Annotated in this window: 16 protein-coding genes and 1 pseudogene; 13 read left to right on the top strand and 4 right to left on the bottom strand. The window is 66.5% G+C overall.

From position 1 onward, the window contains the following. Positions 1–22: 22 nt before the first annotated feature. Positions 23–640 carry a nitroreductase family protein gene (locus tag ACN2C7_RS15445; protein WP_419317969.1) on the bottom strand — a complete coding sequence of 206 codons (618 nt, stop codon included), beginning with the start codon at positions 638–640 and terminating at the stop codon, positions 23–25. 4 nt (positions 641–644) lie between these two features. Between ACN2C7_RS15445 and ACN2C7_RS15440 the strand changes: the two are divergent. From ACN2C7_RS15440 to ACN2C7_RS15430, 3 genes and pseudogenes are all read left to right on the top strand, one after another. Next, positions 645–1,323, top strand: a pseudogene (locus ACN2C7_RS15440) (NUDIX domain-containing protein). A 91-nt stretch (positions 1,324–1,414) separates the two neighbouring features. Beyond that, on the top strand, positions 1,415–2,245 hold the full coding sequence (gene cysE / locus ACN2C7_RS15435; protein WP_419317967.1) for a serine O-acetyltransferase: 831 nt from the start codon (positions 1,415–1,417) through the stop codon (positions 2,243–2,245). Beyond that, a complete protein-coding gene (locus ACN2C7_RS15430; protein ID WP_419317966.1) occupies positions 2,246–3,028 on the top strand; it encodes a glutaminyl-peptide cyclotransferase in 783 nt (260 codons plus the stop codon). Here the strand turns inward: ACN2C7_RS15430 and ACN2C7_RS15425 are convergent. After that, on the bottom strand, positions 3,025–3,174 hold the full coding sequence (locus tag ACN2C7_RS15425) for a hypothetical protein (RefSeq protein WP_419317964.1): 150 nt from the start codon (positions 3,172–3,174) through the stop codon (positions 3,025–3,027). The genes ACN2C7_RS15430 and ACN2C7_RS15425 overlap by 4 nt on opposite strands. Positions 3,175–3,246: 72 nt before the next feature. Between ACN2C7_RS15425 and ACN2C7_RS15420 the strand changes: the two genes are divergently transcribed. The 3 genes from ACN2C7_RS15420 to ACN2C7_RS15410 are packed head-to-tail and all read left to right on the top strand — an operon-like array spanning position 3,247 to position 5,156. Further along, entirely contained in the window at positions 3,247–4,185 is a 939-nt protein-coding gene (locus tag ACN2C7_RS15420; RefSeq protein ID WP_419317962.1) for a LysR substrate-binding domain-containing protein, read from the top strand. Between the two features lie 50 nt (positions 4,186–4,235). Further along, on the top strand, positions 4,236–4,442 hold the full coding sequence (locus tag ACN2C7_RS15415) for a DUF3126 family protein (RefSeq protein WP_419317960.1): 207 nt from the start codon (positions 4,236–4,238) through the stop codon (positions 4,440–4,442). 30 nt (positions 4,443–4,472) lie between these two features. Continuing rightward, positions 4,473–5,156, top strand: coding sequence for a GNAT family N-acetyltransferase (locus ACN2C7_RS15410; protein ID WP_419317958.1), 684 nt, complete (start codon positions 4,473–4,475; stop codon positions 5,154–5,156). 222 nt (positions 5,157–5,378) lie between these two features. Here ACN2C7_RS15410 and ACN2C7_RS15405 read toward each other — a convergent pair whose 3' ends face one another. After that, positions 5,379–7,367 carry an OPT family oligopeptide transporter gene (locus tag ACN2C7_RS15405; RefSeq protein ID WP_419317956.1) on the bottom strand — a complete coding sequence of 663 codons (1,989 nt, stop codon included), beginning with the start codon at positions 7,365–7,367 and terminating at the stop codon, positions 5,379–5,381. 88 nt (positions 7,368–7,455) lie between these two features. After that, entirely contained in the window at positions 7,456–8,259 is an 804-nt protein-coding gene (locus ACN2C7_RS15400; protein WP_419317955.1) for a PhoH family protein, read from the bottom strand. Positions 8,260–8,316: 57 nt separating this feature from the next. Here ACN2C7_RS15400 and ACN2C7_RS15395 point away from each other — a divergent pair, with 57 nt between their 5' ends. The 7 genes from ACN2C7_RS15395 to ACN2C7_RS15365 all read left to right on the top strand — a co-directional run bounded on the left by ACN2C7_RS15395 (position 8,317) and on the right by ACN2C7_RS15365 (position 18,915). Next, on the top strand, positions 8,317–8,490 hold the full coding sequence (locus tag ACN2C7_RS15395) for a hypothetical protein (RefSeq protein ID WP_419317953.1): 174 nt from the start codon (positions 8,317–8,319) through the stop codon (positions 8,488–8,490). A 65-nt stretch (positions 8,491–8,555) separates the two neighbouring features. Then, positions 8,556–9,083: a gamma carbonic anhydrase family protein gene (locus ACN2C7_RS15390; RefSeq protein WP_419317951.1), complete on the top strand. Its 528-nt coding sequence runs from the start codon at positions 8,556–8,558 to the stop codon at positions 9,081–9,083. Positions 9,084–9,494: 411 nt separating this feature from the next. Beyond that, complete coding sequence (locus ACN2C7_RS15385) at positions 9,495–10,544, top strand: LacI family DNA-binding transcriptional regulator (protein ID WP_419317949.1); 1,050 nt, start codon at positions 9,495–9,497, stop codon at positions 10,542–10,544. Positions 10,545–10,681: 137 nt separating this feature from the next. Further along, positions 10,682–13,534: a TonB-dependent receptor gene (locus ACN2C7_RS15380; protein ID WP_419317947.1), complete on the top strand. Its 2,853-nt coding sequence runs from the start codon at positions 10,682–10,684 to the stop codon at positions 13,532–13,534. Between the two features lie 112 nt (positions 13,535–13,646). Next, positions 13,647–15,176 carry a tryptophan halogenase family protein gene (locus ACN2C7_RS15375; protein WP_419317946.1) on the top strand — a complete coding sequence of 510 codons (1,530 nt, stop codon included), beginning with the start codon at positions 13,647–13,649 and terminating at the stop codon, positions 15,174–15,176. Positions 15,177–15,199: 23 nt separating this feature from the next. Further along, positions 15,200–17,488: a beta-glucosidase gene (locus ACN2C7_RS15370; protein WP_419317944.1), complete on the top strand. Its 2,289-nt coding sequence runs from the start codon at positions 15,200–15,202 to the stop codon at positions 17,486–17,488. Continuing rightward, positions 17,488–18,915: a glycoside hydrolase family 30 protein gene (locus ACN2C7_RS15365; protein WP_419317942.1), complete on the top strand. Its 1,428-nt coding sequence runs from the start codon at positions 17,488–17,490 to the stop codon at positions 18,913–18,915. Before ACN2C7_RS15370 ends, ACN2C7_RS15365 begins: the two co-directional genes overlap by 1 nt. Positions 18,916–19,201 lie beyond the last annotated feature (286 nt).

The raw sequence follows: 19,201 nt of genomic DNA, 5'->3' as shown, positions 1-19,201 counted from the left end.
CGCGCGGGACGAGGCTTTGGCGCTAGCCAGGCGTCCATTCGCTGGTAATCGCAGCCACATCTGGCCGGACCCGTTCCTGGGGCTGCTCGCTTGACGTGCCCAGATAGAGGAAGCCGGCGACCTTTTCGCCCTCGGCGACGCCCAGGATCTGGAGCGCGCGCGGGTCGTAGGAATACCAGTCGGTGATCCAGTTGGCGCCCCAGCCCATGGCGGCCGCGGCCAGCAGCGTCTGCATGCACACCGCCGAGGCGCTCTGGCGCTGCTCCCATTCGGGGATTTCACCCGGAATGTAGCGCGAGATCACCGCCACGCAGACGGGTGGGCGGGTCAATTTGCGCAGCGCGGCGTTGGCCTTAACCGGATTGGCCTGGTCGCCGGCCAGCGCTGTGATCTTCTCGGCGAAGACCTCCTTGGCTGGGCCGCGCAGGATCACGAACCGCCAGGGCGACAGCTTGCCATGGTCGGGCACGCGGGCCGCCAGCCGCAAAAGGTCGGCCAACTGGGCGTCGTCAGGGCCCGGCGCAGTCAGGGTCATGGCCGAGGCCGAGCGACGGCGCGCCAGGAAAGCCAGCACCTCGGTTGAGGTCTCGATGGGAAGTGTCTCGCCAAACGCCGGCGCGGGGGGAACTGAACCGGTCAAGACGATCTCCACGAAGCATTGTAGGAGCAGACACCTATGGCCGCGAACCGGCCGCCACAAGTCACGAGCCATCGATGTCCGACAAACCTTCGTGGTTGAAGCCGCACGGAAAGCCCTGGGGCGTCAGCAGCAGCAAGCTGGTCTATGACAATCCCTGGATCACCCTGACCGAATACCAGGCCATCGCCCCCACGGGCCGGCCCGCGCTCTATGGCAAGATCGGCTTCAAGAACCAGGCGATCGGCGTGGTGCCCCTGCACGAGGACGGCACCGTGACCCTGGTCGGCCAGAACCGCTTCTCGCTGGCCAACTACAGCTGGGAGCTGCCAGAGGGCGGCGCGCCGCTGGACGAGGATCCGCTGGACGGCGCCAAGCGCGAACTGGCTGAGGAGGTTGGGCTGGAGGCCGCCGACTGGCGCCCGATCCTGCGGATGGAGCTTTCCAACTCGGTCACCGACGAGATCTGCCACGGCTTTCTGGCCATGGACCTGACGCCTACGCCGACCGCGCCGGACGAGACCGAAGACCTGGCCGTGGCGCGCGTGCCCTTCGCCGAGGCGCTGGACGCGGCGGTGGCCGGGCACCTGCCGGACTCGCTGACGGTGGCGCTGCTGCTCAGGGTGCACCATATGGCGGTCAGGGGAGAGCTTCCGAGCGATCTCGCCCGTCTCGTGCTACAGTAGGCGAGAGAGGGCGAAGGCAGGGCCTTTCCCAACAGGACTGGTGCGTCTTCAAAAAGGATGCTCTAGTCCCAGCAGGCAGAGGGAGAGCCCGGTGGCCAAGCATCTGGAAGTCGTAACCGACCAGTCGTCCGTCCCCGTGTGGGCGGCGCTGCGCAATCAGGCCGAACACGCCGCCAAGGCCGAGCCGGCCCTGGCCTCGCTGCTCAATGCCGTGATCCTCAGCCACGACAATCTGGCCGACGCCCTGACCTTCCAGTTGGCCCGCAAGCTGGGCGACCAGGAAATGCGGGCCATGACGGCGCGCGAGTTCGCCGCCGAAGCCTTCAATTCCGACCCGGCCCTGGTCACCGCCGCCGAGGCCGACCTGATGGCCGTGTTCGAACGCGATCCGGCCTGCAAGGGCTATGTCCAGCCGTTCCTGTTCTTCAAGGGCTTCCTGGCCCTGCAGACTCACCGCGTGTCGCACTGGCTGTGGAGCGAGGGCCGCGAGACCCTGGCCTTCTATCTGCAGAGCCGGTCCAGCGAGGTCTTCCAGGTCGATATCAATCCCGCCGCCCGTATCGGCCAGGGCGTGTTCATCGACCACGGCACCGGCATCGTCATCGGCGAGACGGCGGTGGTCGGCGACGATGTCTCGATGCTGCATGGGGTCACTCTTGGCGGCACGGGCGCTGATCGCGGCGACCGCCACCCCAAGATCGGTCGGGGCGTGCTGCTGGGCGCCGGCGCCAAGGTGCTGGGAAACATCACGGTCGGCGACTATGCCAAGGTTGCCTCGGGTTCGGTGGTGCTCAAGCCCGTGCCGCCGCACTGCACGGCCGCCGGCGTTCCGGCCCGCATCGTCAACTGCCCGACCTGCGAAGAGCCCGCCAAGTCGATGGACCAGACCCTGTCCGAGGCCGTCTACGACTACGTGATCTGAGTGCGGTCCGACCCGCTCAAAAATCTGGTTCTCGCGGCTCTGCTGGCCGTCTGTACCGCTGGGCCAGCCTGGGCTGGCGCACCGCTTCGATACGGCTATGAGGTCGTAAAAGCCTATCCGCATGATCCCGGAGCCTTCACCCAGGGTCTGCTGTGGCGTGATGGCTTTCTGTACGAAAGCACCGGCCTGCATGGCCGGTCCTCGGTCCGCAAGGTGACGCTGGAAACCGGCGTGCCCGAACAGGAGCGCCTGATCGACAGCCGCTATTTTGGCGAGGGGATCGTTGACTGGAAGGACCGGCTGATTTCGCTGACCTGGCAGGGGGAGATGGGCTTCATCTTCGACCTGGGCAGTTTCGAGCGGATTGGCGAGTTCTCCTATCCCGGTGAGGGCTGGGCCCTGACCCGTGACGAAACGCGGATCATCATGAGCGACGGCACCGCGTTCCTGCGATTCCTCGATCCCGATACGCTTAAGGAGACCGGCCGTATCCAGGTCATGGACGACGGCAGGCCTGTGGATAACTTGAACGAGCTGGAATGGGTGAAGGGCGAGGTGCTGGCCAATATCTGGCAGACCGACCGCATCGCCCGCATCGATCCCGCGACCGGCCGCGTGACAGGGTGGATTGATCTGGCGGGCCTGCTGGGCGAGGCCGATCGGGCCGGCCGGCAGGTCGATGTGCTGAACGGCATCGCCTATGACCCGGCGGCCGACCGGCTGTTCGTCACCGGCAAGCTGTGGCCCAGGCTGTTCGAGATCAAGCTGACGCCGAAGCTTTAGCGGCAGGCTGTCAACTGAACGGCTTCGGCGCGCGCCATCTGGCGGGAGTCGTCATGGACCGTCAGTCCGTAGGCGACCGCGCCCCAGATGATGATCAAGGCCAGGACCTGGGCGGGGGTGATGCGAGGCGAGGGCTGAGGCGGCATGCGCGTCTTATCCTGCAGTTGAATCCGTCGCGATAACGACTTATCCGTCGGGCTTCTGTGAGGTTTCGTCACATGGCCCGCCGCGCCCTGCCGTCGCTCAACGCCCTGCGCGCCTTCGAGGCCTTTGCGCGGCACGGCCGCATGACCCTGGCCGCCGACGAACTGTGCGTCACCCACGGGGCGATCAGCCGGCAGATCCGCCAGCTGGAGGGGCAGCTCGGCGTCGCCCTGACCGAGGGGCCGCGTTCGCGCTTGCGCATGACGCCGCAGGGCCTGGCCCTGGCCCTGGCCCTGTCGCCGGCCTTTGACCAGATCGAGGCGGCTGTGCCGCGTCCGCCGCAGATCGGCCCCCGGCCTCTGGTGGTGTCGTGCATGCCGACCTTCGCGATGAAGTGGCTGATCCCGCGCCTGCCGCGCTTCCAGGCCGCCCATCCCGAGATCCCGGTGCGGGTGATGGAGTCCAATGGCCCCTTTGACTATCAGGCCGACGGCGTCGATCTGGCGATCCGCATGCGTGTTCCGGGCAGGGCCTATCCCGAGGACTCGGTCGAAACGCCGTTCATGGGGCACTTCCATGGGCCGGTGATGTCGCCCGACCTGGCGGCCAGCATCGCGCCGACCCTGGAGGGCATCAGTGCCTTGCCGCGCCTGCACACCCGCACCTTTCCCGAAAGCTGGTCAGAGTGGGAGGAAAAGATGCCGGGCAAGCTGCCCGAGCCGGTCAGCGAGCAGGAGTTCGACCATTATTTTTACCTGATCGAGGCCGCCGCCGCCGGCATGGGCGTCGCGGTCGGGCCCTGGGCCTTTGTCCAGCGCGATCTGGCCAGCGGACGACTGGTGGCGCCGCTGGGCTTCGTGGCCGGAGAGGCCCAGGTGGTCGCTTTGACGCCGCAAGGCCCGCCCCCGGCGGCCACGATCGCCTTCCGCGACTGGCTGGTCGAGGAGGGACGATCCACGCCCTTGCCGCCGACTTCGCCGGAAGCGGCTTGCGACTCCGGCGCGGAACGCTAGGTTCGGCCCAACATGCGCCACGGCGCTCAACGAGAAAACAGGAGCTCCCCGTGGACGCTGAATCCATCGCCAAGATCGAAAAGCACCTGAAGCGCACCTTCGGTAACCCGCATATCGCGTTGAAGGCCCGTCCCAAGCAGAAGGATTCCGCCGAGGTCGAAGTGGCCGGCGAATTCATCGGCGTCGTCTTCCAGGACGAGGACGAGGACGGCTCGTTCATGTTCGAAATGGCGATCCTGGCCGAAGACCTCGACTAGAACCACGACAGGCCAGGCCGGCAGGGCGATATGAGTTCGCACGTCCTCGACCGGCCGGTCTGGTCGGCCTTCACCGGCCGGCAGGCGGATCGCGCGATCCGCCGGGGCCTGGCCCTCCGGGTCGCGCCGGCGTTTGGCCTGTTCACCGCCGCGGCCGACACCTCGATAGAGGCCCTTTCCGATCTGGGCGCCCTGGTCGTCGAGCATGGCGTCGGCGGCCTTGTCGAGCTTGCCGCGCCGCCGCCCATTCCAGGGACTCTGGTCGTCTCCAGCGCAATGTGCCTGCAGATGGTCGCCGAGACCGTCGCGCCGGCCTGGGACGTCGCCTTCGAGATGCTGCCGCTGGGCGACGCCGATGCGGCCGAGATGCTGGCCCTGGCCACCCTGACCAAACCCGGCCCCTTCTTCGCTCGCACCCATCAACTGGGCAGCTTCATCGGCGTGCGCGTCGACGGCCAACTGGTCGCCATGGCCGGCGAGCGCATGCGCCCTGAGGGCTATACCGAAGCCAGCGGGGTGTGCGTGCATCCCGATCACCGGGGCAAGGGCTATGCCGCGCGGCTTCTGCGCGAAGTGACGGCCAGGATCCTGGCGCGCGGCGAGCAGGCGTTTCTGCACAGCTATGCCGACAACGCCGCCGCCATCGGCCTCTACGAGTCGCTGGGCTATCGCGGCCGGCGGGAGGTGGTGTTCACGATCCTGGCGGCGGCCTAGGCGGGATCGAGGTTCAGAGATTCCGGATGCTCAAGCCCAAACCATAAATCTCCGTCATTCCCGCCCTTGTGGCGGGAACCCCTCTGTCCGCCGCAGGTGCGGGAGAGGCGAAGTGCGCGCGCACTTCGCTGGCGCTTCACGTGCGAGCTGAACCAGGGGTTCCGGGCACAAGGCCCGGAATGACGGGAAAAATGGGAGGGATGGACTGAATGTCGATCAGCCCTAGGCCTCAGCCGTCTTCGCCGCCGCCTTTCGCGCCCAGCTGTAGAGCGTGAAGACCACGACCGCCGCAGCGACCAGGGCCAGGATCATGCCGACATGCTCGGACGGCGCGAACGGCACGGCCAGGGGCGAGGGTTTGTTGGTTCCGACGATCAGACCCGCCAGGGCGACGTTGAACAGGCTCTCGCCGACGATGAAGCCCGAAGCCACCAGCACGCCCATGCGCTTGGCCGGCGCGGCGGTGCGGTCCTTGCTGACCACGCGTTCATAGATCCAGCCAATCACGGCCCCGACCACCACGGGGGCGGTCACCGCGCTGGGCAGATAGATGGCTAGGCCCACGCCCAGGGGCGGCAGGCTGAGGCGCTGGGCGCTGAACCGGCGTACCAGAATGTCGACCAGCACCAGACCCAGCCCGATCGCCGCGCCGATGCCCAGCAGGTTCCAGGGCAGCACGCCGCCCATCACGCCCTTGGCCAGGGTGGAGATCAGGGTGGCCTGGGGCGCGCCGAGGTTTTCGGCGCCGGCGACGGTGCTGAGGTTGGGGGCTCCGGTGAAGCCGTTGGAGCGATTGAGCAGTTCCAGCATCACCGGAATGACCATCGAACCGGCCAGCACGCCGATCACCAGGGCCACCTGCTGCTTCCACGGGGTGGCGTCGACCAGCTGGCCGGTCTTGAGGTCCTGCAGGTTGTCATTGGCGACCACGGCCACGGCCAGGACGATGGCGGTGACAAACAGGGCGAAGGCGACCAGGGCGGTGGTGACATCCGGCCCGATGGTCGTGCGGCCGATCGCGCCGACCATCAGCGAGGCGCCCAGCACGGTCAGGATGGCGATGCCCGAAACCGGGCTGTTGGACGAGCCGATCAGGCCGGCCATGTAGCCGCAGACAGCGGCCGCCAGCAGGCCGGCAAAGACCAGGAACGCGACGGCCGAGATGATCAGCGGCGTTGCGATGGCCAACAGCGGCCCGCCGCTGAGGAAGTGGGCCATAATCCAGCCGGCCGGGGCCAGCAGGGCGGTGGCGACGATGCCGACGATCAGGATCGGAATGTCCTGCTCGACCCGGGGGATCACGGCGCCATCGACGCGGCGGGCCTTGCCGGCCTCGAAGGCCGAAACCAGGCCCTGCCAGATCGGGACGATCAGCTTGCCCAGGGTCCAGATCGCGGCGGCGCCGATCACGCCGGCGCCCAGGAAGCGGACCTTGGTGCTCCAGACCGTCAGGGCGTGGTCGGCGGCGCTGGCGCCCGGCATCGGGAAGATGTGGGTCATGATCGGCACCAGCACGGCCCAGGCGATGGCCAGGCCGGCGAACATGGCGATGCCGACGGTGATGCCCATCAGATGCCCCGCGCCCATCAGGGCCAGCGAGCTGGACGCCCCCAGGCCGGTTGCGCCGGCCCCGGCCTTGAAGTAGCCGGCCACCTCGCCGGCGAAGATCTTGGCGGCCGCCAGGGCGGCGAACAGCGCCGAAGCCAGGGTGCCTGCGGCGACAGCGACCAGACCGGCCTTGCCCTCGGCGGCGCCTTCGCGCGAGCCGGTGCCGACCTTCAGCACCTCGGCGGCGGCGACGCCCTCGGGATAGGGAAGGTTGGAGTTGGTCACCAGGGCCCGGCGCAGGGGGATGGTGTACATTACGCCCAGAATGCCGCCGACCGCGCAGGCCATGAAGGTGGTGAAGAAGGGCACATGCGCCCACCAGCCGATCATCAGCAGGCCGGGCAGGACGAAGATCACCGAGGCCAGGGTGCCCGCCGCCGAGGCGATGGTCTGGACGATGTTGTTTTCCTGAATGGTCGAGGTCTTGAAGGCCCGCAGCAGCGCCATCGAGATCACCGCCGCCGGGATCGAGGTCGCGAAGGTCAGGCCGACCTTGAGGCCCAGATAGACCTGTGCCGCCGTGAACACCAGGGTGATGGCGATCCCGAGCAGCACGCCGCGAATGGTGAATTCCGAGCGTGGAACGGCGGCGGCGTCGGCCATGAGGCGGTCCTGAAACAGTTAAGGCGGCCGGACCTTGCACGTCCGACCGCCCCAAACTCAAGCCTTCGATTGAGCCGCTGTTATGAAATCACAGAACGCTCAACATCTCCGCGACCAGCGGGTGACGGACGATGTCGCGGTCAGCCAGGCGGACCACGCCGATGTTCTCCAGCGCTTCGAACTTGGCGGCCACGTCGGCCAGGCCCGAAATACCGGGCAGCAGGTCGGACTGGTTGGGGTCGCCGGTGACGACCATGGTCGAGTTCCAACCCAGGCGGGTCAGCAGCATTTTCAGCTGCATGTAGGTGCAGTTCTGGGCCTCGTCGATGACCACGAAGGCATTGTTCAGGGTGCGACCCCGCATGAAGCCCACGGGTGCGATCTCGATGGCGCCCTCTGCCATCAGCGCGCGCATGCGCCGGGTCGAGAGGCGGTCGGTGAGGGCGTCATAGAGCGGGCGCAGATAGGGGGCCAGCTTGTCTTCCATGTCACCGGGCAGATAGCCTAGGGACTCGCCGGCCTCGACAGCAGGGCGCGACAGGACGATGCGGGCCACGCTGCCGGCTTCCAGGGCTTCCACAGCCTTGGCGATGGCGATGTAGGTCTTGCCGGTGCCTGCGGGGCCCAGCGCCATGACCAGGTTCTTCTTGTCGATGGCCTCCATCAACTCGGACTGGCCTGGAGATTTGGGTTTTATGGTCTTGAGGTAGCTTTGATCCCGCTCCGGCCCTTTTGCGGCTCCGTCAGGCCCGAGGGGCGACCAGCCATTGCCTCGCTCCCGAATATCGACCGGCAAGCGACGCACCTTGGCGTCGTCGCCATAGTGGCCGGTCTCGGTCGCGCCTTCGCGCGCCATACGCTTCAGGGCTCGCTTGGTCATGAAAGCCTCCATTCAGGCATAAAAAAAAGGACGAAGCCGTGTGGCGTCGTCCTTGGCGGTGGGGAGGAGATGAACGAAGACGCGTGCGCAACGGGCGGCTCGGTGCTGGACCGAGAGGGCGGTGGTTCCGAGGAACGCCTGTACGCCAAAAGCGACACCCTGATCTCCGTCGTCGGGAGCCGGGACCGAACATCGACCCCGGTGGGAATCGATGGGATTTCTCCCCTCGAATCGCCCGACTAGGATGATGCTAACGTGGTTTCTCAGATGTTAATCAAGCGACGATTTCAAGAAAATGGGGTGTACGGATGACTGTCTATTCCTTGGGCGCCGCTAGCCCGATCCTTCCCGAGGCGGGCGAATACTGGATCGCCCCGACCGCATCGGTCATGGGCAATGTCATTTTGAAGAGAAATGCCAGTATATGGTGGGGCGCAATTGCTCGGGGTGACAACGATCCGATCGAGATCGGTGAGAACAGCAATGTTCAAGACGGTTCAGTACTTCACACCGACCATGGTGCGCCGCTGACCATCGGGGCCAACGTGACCATCGGTCACATGGTTATGTTGCATGGCTGCACCATCGGCGACGGCTCGCTGATCGGGATCGGGGCGATCGTGCTCAATGGCGCGAAGATTGGCCGCAACTGTCTGATCGGCGCCGGGGCCCTGATCACCGAGGGCAAGGAAATTCCCGACAATTCGATGGTGATGGGCGCGCCCGGCAAGGTGGTGCGCGAGATTGGCGAGCAGCATGCTCTGATCCTTCAAGGCTCGGCCCTGCACTATGTCGAGAACTGGAAGCGCTACAGCCGCGACCTGTTGCCCGTCTGACCTGCGGCTTCGGGAGCGCCGCTTCCTGTCGGGGGGGGAATCAGAAGCGGCGCTCTCGATCCCGCTCGGAATCATCACGTGCGGGGCAGGCGTTCGACGCCGGCGCTAAGATCGCCTGCAGCCGAAGCCGGAAGGCGAACCCGGTGGGGCAACCAGATCCGCACTCAACCTAAAGCGTCAGCGTCGACTTGGTTGCATCGCGCAGTGAACTCGCCTGTGGCGAAAAGCCCTCGGTGATCAGTCCTGGCGATGGATCGAGACGCGCTTGACCCTGTTCGTTCCGTGGTCAGCCAAACTTGACCGTGCAATGTCCCGGCGGAAGATCGGCAGGCGCGGCCGCTTGCATCCCTCAGGCAAGCTGTTGCAAAGCTCTCCGCACCCGTTTCCGAACGCGCCTTCCGGGAGGGTCGCTTGAAATCCAAGAAGCCGACCATTGACGATGTCGCCCGCGTCTCTGGCGTGGCGCGCGTCACGGTTTCCCGCGTGCTGAACGGCGGGCCCAATGTCCGCGACGAGGTGCGCGACAGGGTGATGCGGGCGGTCGAAAGCCTGGACTACAAGGTCAATCCCCAGGCGCGCAGCCTGGCGGGCGGCGCCAGCCGGCTGCTGGCCTTTGTGTTCGCGTCCGACCCCGACAAGGAGCCCAATTCCTACTACGAGTCCGCTCTGGAACTTGGCGCCCTGCGCGCCTGTCTGGCCCTGGGCTACCAGGTGCTGATCCAGAACGTGCCGCAGAATACGCCTGATCGTCAGAAGCGGGTGATGGACCTGATCACGACCCAGCGCTGTGAGGGTCTGATCCTCTCGCCGCCCTACAGCGATGACGTCGAACTGATTGACGCGGCGCTGGCCCTGGGCTGTCGCGTGGTGGCGGTGTCGCCGGGCGGGATGGGGCGGGGCAGGGCAGACAGCGTCGGCATCGATGACGAGGCCGGCGGCTACGACATGGCCCGTGAGCTTCTGCGCCTGGGTCATCGCCGGTTCGGCTTCATTGCCGGCCTGGAGGGGCACCTCTCGGCGGACCGACGCCTGGAAGGCTTCAAGCGCGCCCTGGCCGAGCAGGGGCTTGGCGACGAGGCCTATGTCATGGTTCGCGGCGACTTCACGTTCCGGTCAGGCACCCGCCTGGCGCCGGAACTGCTGGATCACGCCCTGAAGCCGACGGTCCTGGTCTGCGCCAATGACGACATGGCCGCCGGAGGGCTGTCGGCCGCTCACGCTCGGGGGCTGAGCATTCCCGGCGATCTGTCGATCACCGGCTTCGACGATGCGCCGGTCGCCGGGATCGTCTGGCCGCCACTGACGACGGTGAATCAACCGGTGAAGGACCTCGGCCAGCGGGCCGTCGAGCTTCTTGTCGCCCGTCTGACCGGCGCCAATCTGGCGTCCGAGCCCGTCTTCCATCTTCTCGACCATATGGTCGTTTCGCGACAAACAACCGCGCCGCTGCCGGGTCGTTGAACGCCGTTTCTGTTTCAAACTTGACAACGTTGTCGACGGATCGCTAATTGGAAGCGCTTCCAATTAGCTCAAGACGGGCGGTTGGTGTGAAAACGACAAGAAGCGCCGCCACAACGGGCGCAGTTCAGGGGAGAGCTATGCGAAACCGCATCACGCGCCGGGCGCGTCCGTCGATCAGTCGATTCTATGCCACAGCCTCCGTCGCTGCGATCACCGTGGCGCTGGCAGGCTCGATCGCCAATGCCCAGGAGGTCCCGGACAGGCCCGACGCCGACACCGTCGAAGCGGTGGTCGTTACCGGGATCAAGGCCGGCATCCAGAACTCGATCAACATCAAGAAGAACGAGACCTCAATCGTCGAGGCGATCTCGGCCGAAGACATCGGCAAGCTGCCCGACGTGTCGATCGGCGAGTCCATCGCCCGCCTGCCGGGTCTGGCGGCCCAGCGCGTCAATGGTCGCGCCCAGGTGATCTCGATCCGGGGCCTCGCGCCCGACTTCACCACCACCCTGCTGAACGGCCGCCAGCAGGCCAGCTCCGGCGACAACCGCGCCGTCGAGTTCGACCAGTATCCGTCGGAACTGCTGTCCAGCGTCGTGATCTACAAGACGCCCGACGCCCAGGTCTCGGGCATGGGCCTCTCGGGCACCGCCGATCTGCGCACCGTGCGTCCGCTGGCCTATGGGCGCCGCGCCCTGGTCCTGAACCTGCGCGGCGAACAGACGGCCGGCAAGAAGCTCAATGACGACGTCGCCAATCGCGGCGGCCGTTTCAGCGCCAGCTATATCAACCAGTTCGCCGACGACACAATCGGCGTGGCCCTGGGCTATGCGCACCTCGACTCGCCTTCGCAGGTCAAGCACTACAAGGCCTACGGCTATGAGGCTTTCGGCTTCGCCGTCACGCCCGACAGCGCCGACAACGCCCTGATGCTGAACGGCCAGGAGATCTTCGTCACCTCGCGCCTGAACAAGCGCGACGCCGCCATCGGCATCTTCGAATATCAGCCGAACGATCGCATCCACTCGACCCTCGACCTCTATTATTCGACCTTCAAGCAGAACGAGACCACGCGCGGCGCGCAGTGGTTCTCGAACGGCTGGGCCGACAACGCCACCTTCACCAACGTCAAGACCAAGCAGCTGGGCGGCTCGACCTTCGCCGAAAGCGGTACCCTCAACCGGGGCGTTCTGCAGCTGCGCAACGACTTCAACAAGCGCCAGGACCAGCTGTTCTCGGCCGGGTTGAACAACGAGTTTAAGCTGAGCGAACGCACTACGCTGCTGGCGGATCTGTCCTATTCTTCCAACAAGCGCAAAGAACAGATCATGGAAACCTACGCCGGCTATGGCCAGGGCGTGGGCGGGGTAAAGCCCGGTACTCCGGATGTCGGGCGCACCTTTGACACCATCGGCTTCCAGGTCGCCGACAAGGGCTTCTCGCAATATGACGAAGGCCTGAACTATGCCGACGCCACCAAGGTCACCCTCGGGGACCGCGCCCCCTGGGGCGGCTGGGGCCACGATGGGGCGATCCGATATCCACACGTGAAGGAAGACGTGTCGGCTCTGGACCTGCGCCTTGAGCACGAGATGGACGGCTTCATCACCGGCGTCGATGTCGGCCTGAACTACACCAAGCGCGAAAAGACCAAGTCCGTCCTGGACAACGACCTGTTCCTCAAGAACGGCCGCCAGCAGGTCTATGTGGACGCCGGCGATCTGGTCGACCCGACCCAGCTTGGCTTCGCCGGATTTGGCGGCGTGCTCAGCGTCAAGATCGGCGACGTCTGGAAGAAGTACTACAACGCTGCGCCGATCCTCGACGCCAACTACTTCGACAAGAACTGGGCGATTACCGAGGAGGTCACGACCGCTTTCGCTAAGGCCAACTTCCAGGTCGGCGATCTACGCGGCAATCTGGGCGTCCAGGTGGTCAAGCAGTCGCAGGACTCGAGCGGCGTCGTGATCAATGGCCTGGAGCCGGGCAAGCCTATCGTCCCGACCAAGATCAAGGACGGGGCCGACTACACCGACGTCCTGCCCAGCCTGAACATGATCTACGACCTGGGTGGCGGTCATCGTCTGCGCTTCGCCCTGTCCAAGACCATGGCCCGTCCGCGCATGGACGACCTGCGCGCCAATGTGACGCCGGGCTTCAATTCGCTGGTCTGCAGCGGCCAGCCCTGCGCGCCGGGCACGACTGTCAATCCGTGGTCGGCCAGCGGTGGCAATCCGAACCTCAAGCCCTGGATGGCCAAGGCCGCTGACCTTGCCTACGAGTGGTACGTCAGTCCGGCGACCTACCTGTCGGTGGCGGCGTTCTACAAGAAGCTCGACACCTACATCTATCAGCAGACCGGCACGTTCGACTTCACGGGTATCCCGCTGCCGTCAACCGCGACGGCGATCCCGCCGGGCATCGTCATCAGCAATATCGGCCAGATCACCCTGCCGGCCAACGGCAAGGGCGGCGAGGTCAAGGGGCTGGAGTTCAGCGGCGCGGTTGACCTGGGCGAGATCGTCGATCCGCTGAAGGGCTTCGGCATGCAGGGCAGCCTGTCGCTGACGGAGTCGAACCTCAATCCGACCACCAGCACCGATCCGAAACAGAAGGTGCGCATCCCGGGTCTGTCGGGAACGGTCTATAACGTCACCGGCTACTATGAACGCGGCGGCTTCCAGGCGCGGATCAGCCAGCGCTATCGCTCCGCCTTCAAGGGCGAGGTGGTGCAGCTGTTCGCCACGCGAGGCTTCACCGAGATCCTGGCCGACAAGCAGGTCGACGCACAGATCGGCTACACCTTCCAGGAGGGCCGGCTGGAGAACCTGGGCTTCCTGCTACAGGTCAACAACCTGACGGACTCGCCCTACCGCACGCGTCTGGGCCTCGACGGCGGCGGCACGACCACCAGCGGCGGCGCCACCCTGCCCGAAACCTACGAAAAGTACGGCCGTCAGATCCTGTTCGGCGTCAACTATCGGTTCTAACCCTGACATCGCGCGGACGGCTTCCAGGAGCGGTCCGCGCACAGGCAAGAACCGGTGAAGGTCGGAGCCGACTCCCCGCGGCCCCGACCTTCAACCTCATGGGAGGCGGGCTATGCAACCGCTGAAGAAGATCCTGATCGCCGGCGGCGGCTCGGCCGGCTGGATGACAGCCGCCCTCTGCGCGCGCCTGTTCCAGGGGCTGTATGAAATCGTCCTGATCGAATCCGAAGAGATCGGAACGGTCGGTGTGGGCGAGGCGACGATCCCCGCCATCAAGAAGTTCAACGAGCTTCTGGGCCTGGACGAGGATGCGTTCCTGCGCGGCACGCAGGGCAGCTTCAAGCTGGGCATCCAGTTCAAGGACTGGGGGCGCAAGGGCGAAAGCTACATCCATGGCTTTGGCGTCATCGGCCAGGATCTGGGATGGCTGCGTTGCCACCAGTACTGGCTGCGCATGCGGGAACTGGGCCGCGAAGGCGATTTCTCGAACCTGTCGATCAATACGGCCGCCGCGCTGCAGGATCGGTTCATGCGCGCCCGCCCCGACATGGGCGACTCGCCGATGGGCCATATCGCCCATGCCTTCCATTTCGATGCTGGCCTCTATGCCCGCTACCTCAGCGGTTTCGCCCAGGCGCGCGGCGTGCAGCGGCGCGAGGGCCGGATCGTCGATGTGACGCTGAGACCCGAGGACGGCTTCGTCCAATCGGTGACCATGAACGACGGCGAGGTCATTGCCGCCGACTTCTTCGTCGACTGCTCGGGATTCCGGGGCCTGATCATCGAGCAGGCCATGAAGACCGGCTATGAGGCGTGGAAGCACTGGCTGCCGTGCGACCGCGCCATCGCCGTGCCGTGCGACCGCTCCGAGGATTTCACGCCCTATACCCGCTCGACCGCCCGCTCGGCCGGCTGGCAATGGCGGATCCCGCTGCAGCATCGCACCGGCAACGGCCACGTCTATTCCAGCCAGCACATCGACGATGACGAGGCCGAGCGCGTTCTGCTGGACAATCTCGACGGGGCCCAGCGGGCCGACCCGCTGCGTATCCGGTTCGTCACCGGCAAGCGCCGCAAGATCTGGAACAAGAACTGCGTCGCCATTGGCCTGGCCAGTGGCTTTCTGGAGCCGCTGGAATCGACCAGCCTGCACCTGATCCAGTCTGCGGCCATCCGGATGGTCCGGCTGCTGCCGGACGCCGGTTTTGATCAGGCCGGGATCGACGAGTTCAATCGCCAGAGCGACTTCGAATACGAGCGCATCCGCGACTTCATCATCCTGCACTACAAGGCCACCCAGCGCGACGACACGCCGTTCTGGCGCTACTGCCGCGACATGGACATTCCCGCCACCCTGCGGCGGAAGATGGATCTGTTCTCGGCCAACGGCCGGGTCTTTCGCGAGGACGACGAGCTCTTCACCGAGGAGAGCTGGATCCAGGTGTTCTTGGGCCAGGGCGTCATCCCGCGCGGCCATGATCCGCTGGTCGGCGTCCAGTCCGACGACGAGATCGCCCGCTATCTGGCCAATATCGAGACCGTCATCGGCAAGTGCGTGAACCTCATGCCCGGCCACGCCGAGTTCGTCGCCCGGACCTGTCCCGCGCCGCCGCTGGTCCAGTCCAAAGCCCTCGCCCTCTAGATTGTAGCCCACGGAGTATCGCCATGACGACCGCAGCCCAGCCCTTGTCCGCCCTGCGGATCCTGTGCCGGACCACAGCCGCTGTGGCTCTGCTGGCCCTGACGCCGGCTGCCGCGACCATGGCCCAGGTCATGCCAACCCAGGACAGCGCCCCGCTGGCGCCCCGCGCCGGTGACCCGGCCTGGGCCCGGGCCGACGCCCTGGTCCGGCAGATGACCCTGGACGAGAAGATCAGCTACCTGCACGGCCTGTTCCCGCCGATGACCAAGACGGTCGCGGCCGACATGATCCCGTCTGCCGGCTATGTGCCCGGCGTGCCGCGCCTGAAGATTCCGACCTTGCGCCAGAGCGACGCCAGCCTGGGCGTCGCCAACCAGGTCGAGCAGCGCAAGGGCGATGTGGCCACGGCCCTGCCGTCGGGCCTGGCGCTTGCCTCCACCTTCGAGCCGGACCTGGCCTATCGGGGCGGCGCCATGATCGGCGCCGAGGCCCGCGCCAAGACCTTCAACGTGCTGCTGGCCGGTGGCGTGAACCTGACCCGCGACCCGTGGGCGGGCCGCAACTTCGAGTATCTGGGCGAAGATCCGCTGCTGGCCGGCGAGATGGCCGGCGCGCAGATCAGGGGTGTCCAGAGCAACAACATCGTCTCGACGATCAAGCACCTTGCCCTCAACGCCCAGGAGACCGGCCGCCACGTGATGGATGCCCAGATCGACGAGGCCGACCTGCGCGAGAGCGACCTGCTGGCCTTCCAGATCGCCATCGAGAAGAGCCATCCCGCCTCGGTGATGTGCGCCTACAACAAGGTCAATGGCGACTGGGCCTGCCAGAACGACCACCTGCTGAACAGGGTGCTCAAGCGCGACTGGAACTATCCCGGCTGGGTGATGTCGGACTGGGGCGCGGTGCACAGCACCACCAAGGCGGCGCTGGCGGGGCTCGACCAGCAGTCGGGCCAGGAACTGGATACCCAGATCTTCTTCGGCGACGACCTGAAGGCCGCCGTGGCCAAGGGCGAGGTCAGTCAGGCCCGCGTCGACGACATGGTCCGCCGCATCCTGCACGGGGTGATCACCTCGGGCCTGATGGACAACCCGATCTCGACGATCGCCCAGCCCATCGACTATGCCGCCCATGCCCAGGTCGCCCAGGCGGTCGCCGAGCGGGGCTCGGTGCTGCTGAAGAACGACGGCAATCTGCTGCCGCTGGCCAGGACAGCCCGGAAGATCGTGCTGATCGGCGCCCATGCCGATGTCGGCGTGATCTCGGGCGGCGGCTCGTCGCAGGTGCGGTCGGTCGGCGGCGCGCCGGTCGAGATCCCGCTGAACGGCGGGGAGGCGGCGTCGTTCGTCCGGGTCACCTGGCATGCCTCGTCGCCGCTGGAGGCGATCAGGGCCGCCGCGCCCAACGCCCAGGTGATCTATGTCGACGGCAAGGACCCCGTCGCCGCAGCGGCGGCGGCCAGGGACGCCGATGTCGCGATCGTCTTTGCCTGGCACTGGCAGACCGAGGCCCAGGACGCGCCCTCGATCGCCCTGCCTGAGAACCAGGACGCCCTGATCGAGGCCGTCTCGGCCGCCAACAAGAACGCCATCGTCGTGCTGGAGACCGGCGGCCCGGTGCTGATGCCGTGGCTCGACCGCGTCGGCGCGGTGCTGCAGGCCTGGTATCCGGGCCAGCGCGGCGGCCAGGCCATCGCCCGCCTGCTGTTTGGCGAGGTCAATCCGTCGGGGCGTCTGTCGATGACCTTCCCCAAAACCGCCGAGCAGGCGCCCCGCGCCAGCGCGCCAGGCTTCGCCGAACAGGCCGCCATCGACGACGCGCGCCGCGCCGGTCAGAAGGCCGGACCGATCAAGGGCTTCCCGGTGACCTATGTCGAAGGCGCCGCCGTCGGCTATCGCTGGTACGCCCAGCAGAAACTGCAGCCGCTTTATCCGTTCGGCTATGGCCTGTCCTACACCCGCTTTGACTACGCCAATCTCAAGGTCGAGGACGGCGACGGGCTGAAGGTCAGTTTCGATGTGACCAATACCGGCAAGGTCGCCGGCGCCGATACGCCCCAACTGTACGTCACGGCCGGCGCCCGCCGTCCGATGCTGCGCCTGGCCGGCTTCCAGAAGGTGGACCTTGCGCCGGGCGAGACCCGGCGGGTCACGCTGGAGGTCGAACCGCGTCTTCTCGCTGACTATAACGTCGCCAAGCCCGGCTGGACAATCGCCGCCGGAACCTATCCTCTCTATGTCGGCCGCCATGCGGGCGACACCGCCTTGACCGGCAAGGCCCAGTTGAGGTCCTGGTCAAGGAAGCCCTGATGCGCCGGTCCGGCCTCGCCACGACCCTGGCGGCCATCGCCCTGACCTTCGGCGGCTGCGCCGCGCTTCCCAAGGCCGGTCCGTCGACGGCGCGGGCCTGGATCACCACGGGCGATCGCTCGCAGTTGCTCGCCGAGCAAGGGCCGTCGACCTTCATGGAGGTCGACGACAGCGCGAGCGCTCCCTTGCTCGTCGTCGACGCCGCCGAGCGCCACCAGACCATGGTCGGCTTTGGCGCGGCGATCACCGACGCCTCGGCCTGGCTGATTCAGACCAAGCTTTCGCCTCAGCAACGCGACCAGTTGATGGGCGAGTTGTTCGGGCGGGGCGAGGGCGGTCTGGGCTTCAGTTGCACGCGGGTGACGATCGGCGCGTCCGACTTTTCGCTCGATCATTACAGTCTGGACGACGCGCCCGGCGGCGCGCCTGATCCGGAGCTGAAGTCCTTTTCGATCGAGCGGCCCGCCCAGTACGTCTTCCCGACCGTGCGACAGGCCCTGGCCATCAATCGCGACCTGAAGGTCATGGCCTCGCCCTGGAGCGCCCCGGCCTGGATGAAGACCACCAACTCCCTGGTGAAGGGGCAGCTGAAGTCCGAGGCCTATCCCGTCTATGCCGAGTTCTTCGCCCGCTATGTGAAGGCCGCCAGCAAGGTCGGCGTGCCCACCGACTATCTCAGCATCCAGAACGAGCCAGATTTCGAGCCGGAGAACTATCCGGGCATGCGCTGGTCGGCGCTCGATCGCGCCCGTTTCTTCGGCGAGAACCTGGGACCGGTCTTCCAGCGCGAGCGGATCAAGACCCGCATCCTCGACTGGGACCACAACTGGGATCATCCCGAGCAGCCCCTGGCCGTGCTGGCGGACGCTCGGGCCCGGGCCGTCGTCTCGGGCGTCGCCTGGCACTGCTACGGCGGTGACGTCTCGGCCCAGGCCCAGGTGGCGGCGGCCCATCCCGACAAGGATGTGTTCTTCACCGAATGCTCCGGAGGCCAGTGGTCGCCGAAGTTCGATGAAAGCTTCAGCTGGATGATGAGCAAGCTGATCATCGGCTCGACGCGCGGCGGCGCGCGCGGCGTGCTGATGTGGAACCTGGCGCTGGATGAGGCCTATGGCCCGCACGCCGGCGGCTGCGGAGACTGTCGCGGCGTGGTGACCATCGACAGCCGTACCGGCGCCGTCGAACGGAACCAGGAGTACTACGCGTTTGGTCACGCCAGCCGCTTTGTGAAGCCCGGCGCCGTTCGCATCGGATCGCCCGCCAAGGTCGGCGATCTGGAGACCGTGGCGTTCCTGAACCGCGACGGCGGGCGCGTCCTGATCGTGCTCAACGGCGGTCAAACCCCATCCGCCTTCGCCGTCGCCGACGGTGGTCGCCGGTTCAGGGCGACGATCCCGGCGCGGTCCGCAGCGACGCTGGTCTGGTAGCCTTGCGGTCCTGAGCCGGTCTGTTCCGGGGCCTTTGCCGTCGCGGCCGCGTCCGGCGCATCCGAAGATCATCGAGACCGAGCCGGGCGCTGGCTATCGCTTCATCGCCGATTGAGCCGCTAGACATCGACAGGTTCCGCCCGACCGGTCAGGCGGGCTCAGGCCAGGCCTCCAATGCTGAGCCTGCCAGCGACGAGACGCGCGCAGGCCTTTCGCGCTGGTGACGAGCGCCCGCCAAAGTCCGGCGGATCGCTGACACGGAGGCCTTGACCCTTGCCGCGAGACT

The sequence above is a fragment of the Caulobacter sp. ErkDOM-E genome, from assembly GCF_048541895.1.
Classification (GTDB): Bacteria; Pseudomonadota; Alphaproteobacteria; order Caulobacterales; family Caulobacteraceae; genus Caulobacter.
The sequence above is the reverse complement of the archived record's forward strand: the minus strand, read 5'-3'. Positions and strand labels throughout refer to the sequence as shown.

Bases quoted from the DNA above. Each gene is read 5' to 3' on its own strand.
- ACN2C7_RS15425 (WP_419317964.1), bottom strand. From the start codon at position 3,174: ATGCCGCCTCAGCCCTCGCCTCGCATCACCCCCGCCCAGGTCCTGGCC.
- ACN2C7_RS15420 (WP_419317962.1), top strand. From the start codon at position 3,247: ATGGCCCGCCGCGCCCTGCCGTCGCTCAACGCCCTGCGCGCCTTCGAG.
- ACN2C7_RS15410 (WP_419317958.1), top strand. From the start codon at position 4,473: ATGAGTTCGCACGTCCTCGACCGGCCGGTCTGGTCGGCCTTCACCGGC.
- ACN2C7_RS15405 (WP_419317956.1), bottom strand. From the start codon at position 7,367: ATGGCCGACGCCGCCGCCGTTCCACGCTCGGAATTCACCATTCGCGGC.
- ACN2C7_RS15400 (WP_419317955.1), bottom strand. From the start codon at position 8,259: ATGGAGGCTTTCATGACCAAGCGAGCCCTGAAGCGTATGGCGCGCGAA.
- ACN2C7_RS15395 (WP_419317953.1), top strand. From the start codon at position 8,317: ATGAACGAAGACGCGTGCGCAACGGGCGGCTCGGTGCTGGACCGAGAG.
- ACN2C7_RS15390 (WP_419317951.1), top strand. From the start codon at position 8,556: ATGACTGTCTATTCCTTGGGCGCCGCTAGCCCGATCCTTCCCGAGGCG.
- ACN2C7_RS15380 (WP_419317947.1), top strand. From the start codon at position 10,682: ATGCGAAACCGCATCACGCGCCGGGCGCGTCCGTCGATCAGTCGATTC.
- ACN2C7_RS15375 (WP_419317946.1), top strand. From the start codon at position 13,647: ATGCAACCGCTGAAGAAGATCCTGATCGCCGGCGGCGGCTCGGCCGGC.
- ACN2C7_RS15370 (WP_419317944.1), top strand. From the start codon at position 15,200: ATGACGACCGCAGCCCAGCCCTTGTCCGCCCTGCGGATCCTGTGCCGG.
- ACN2C7_RS15365 (WP_419317942.1), top strand. From the start codon at position 17,488: ATGCGCCGGTCCGGCCTCGCCACGACCCTGGCGGCCATCGCCCTGACC.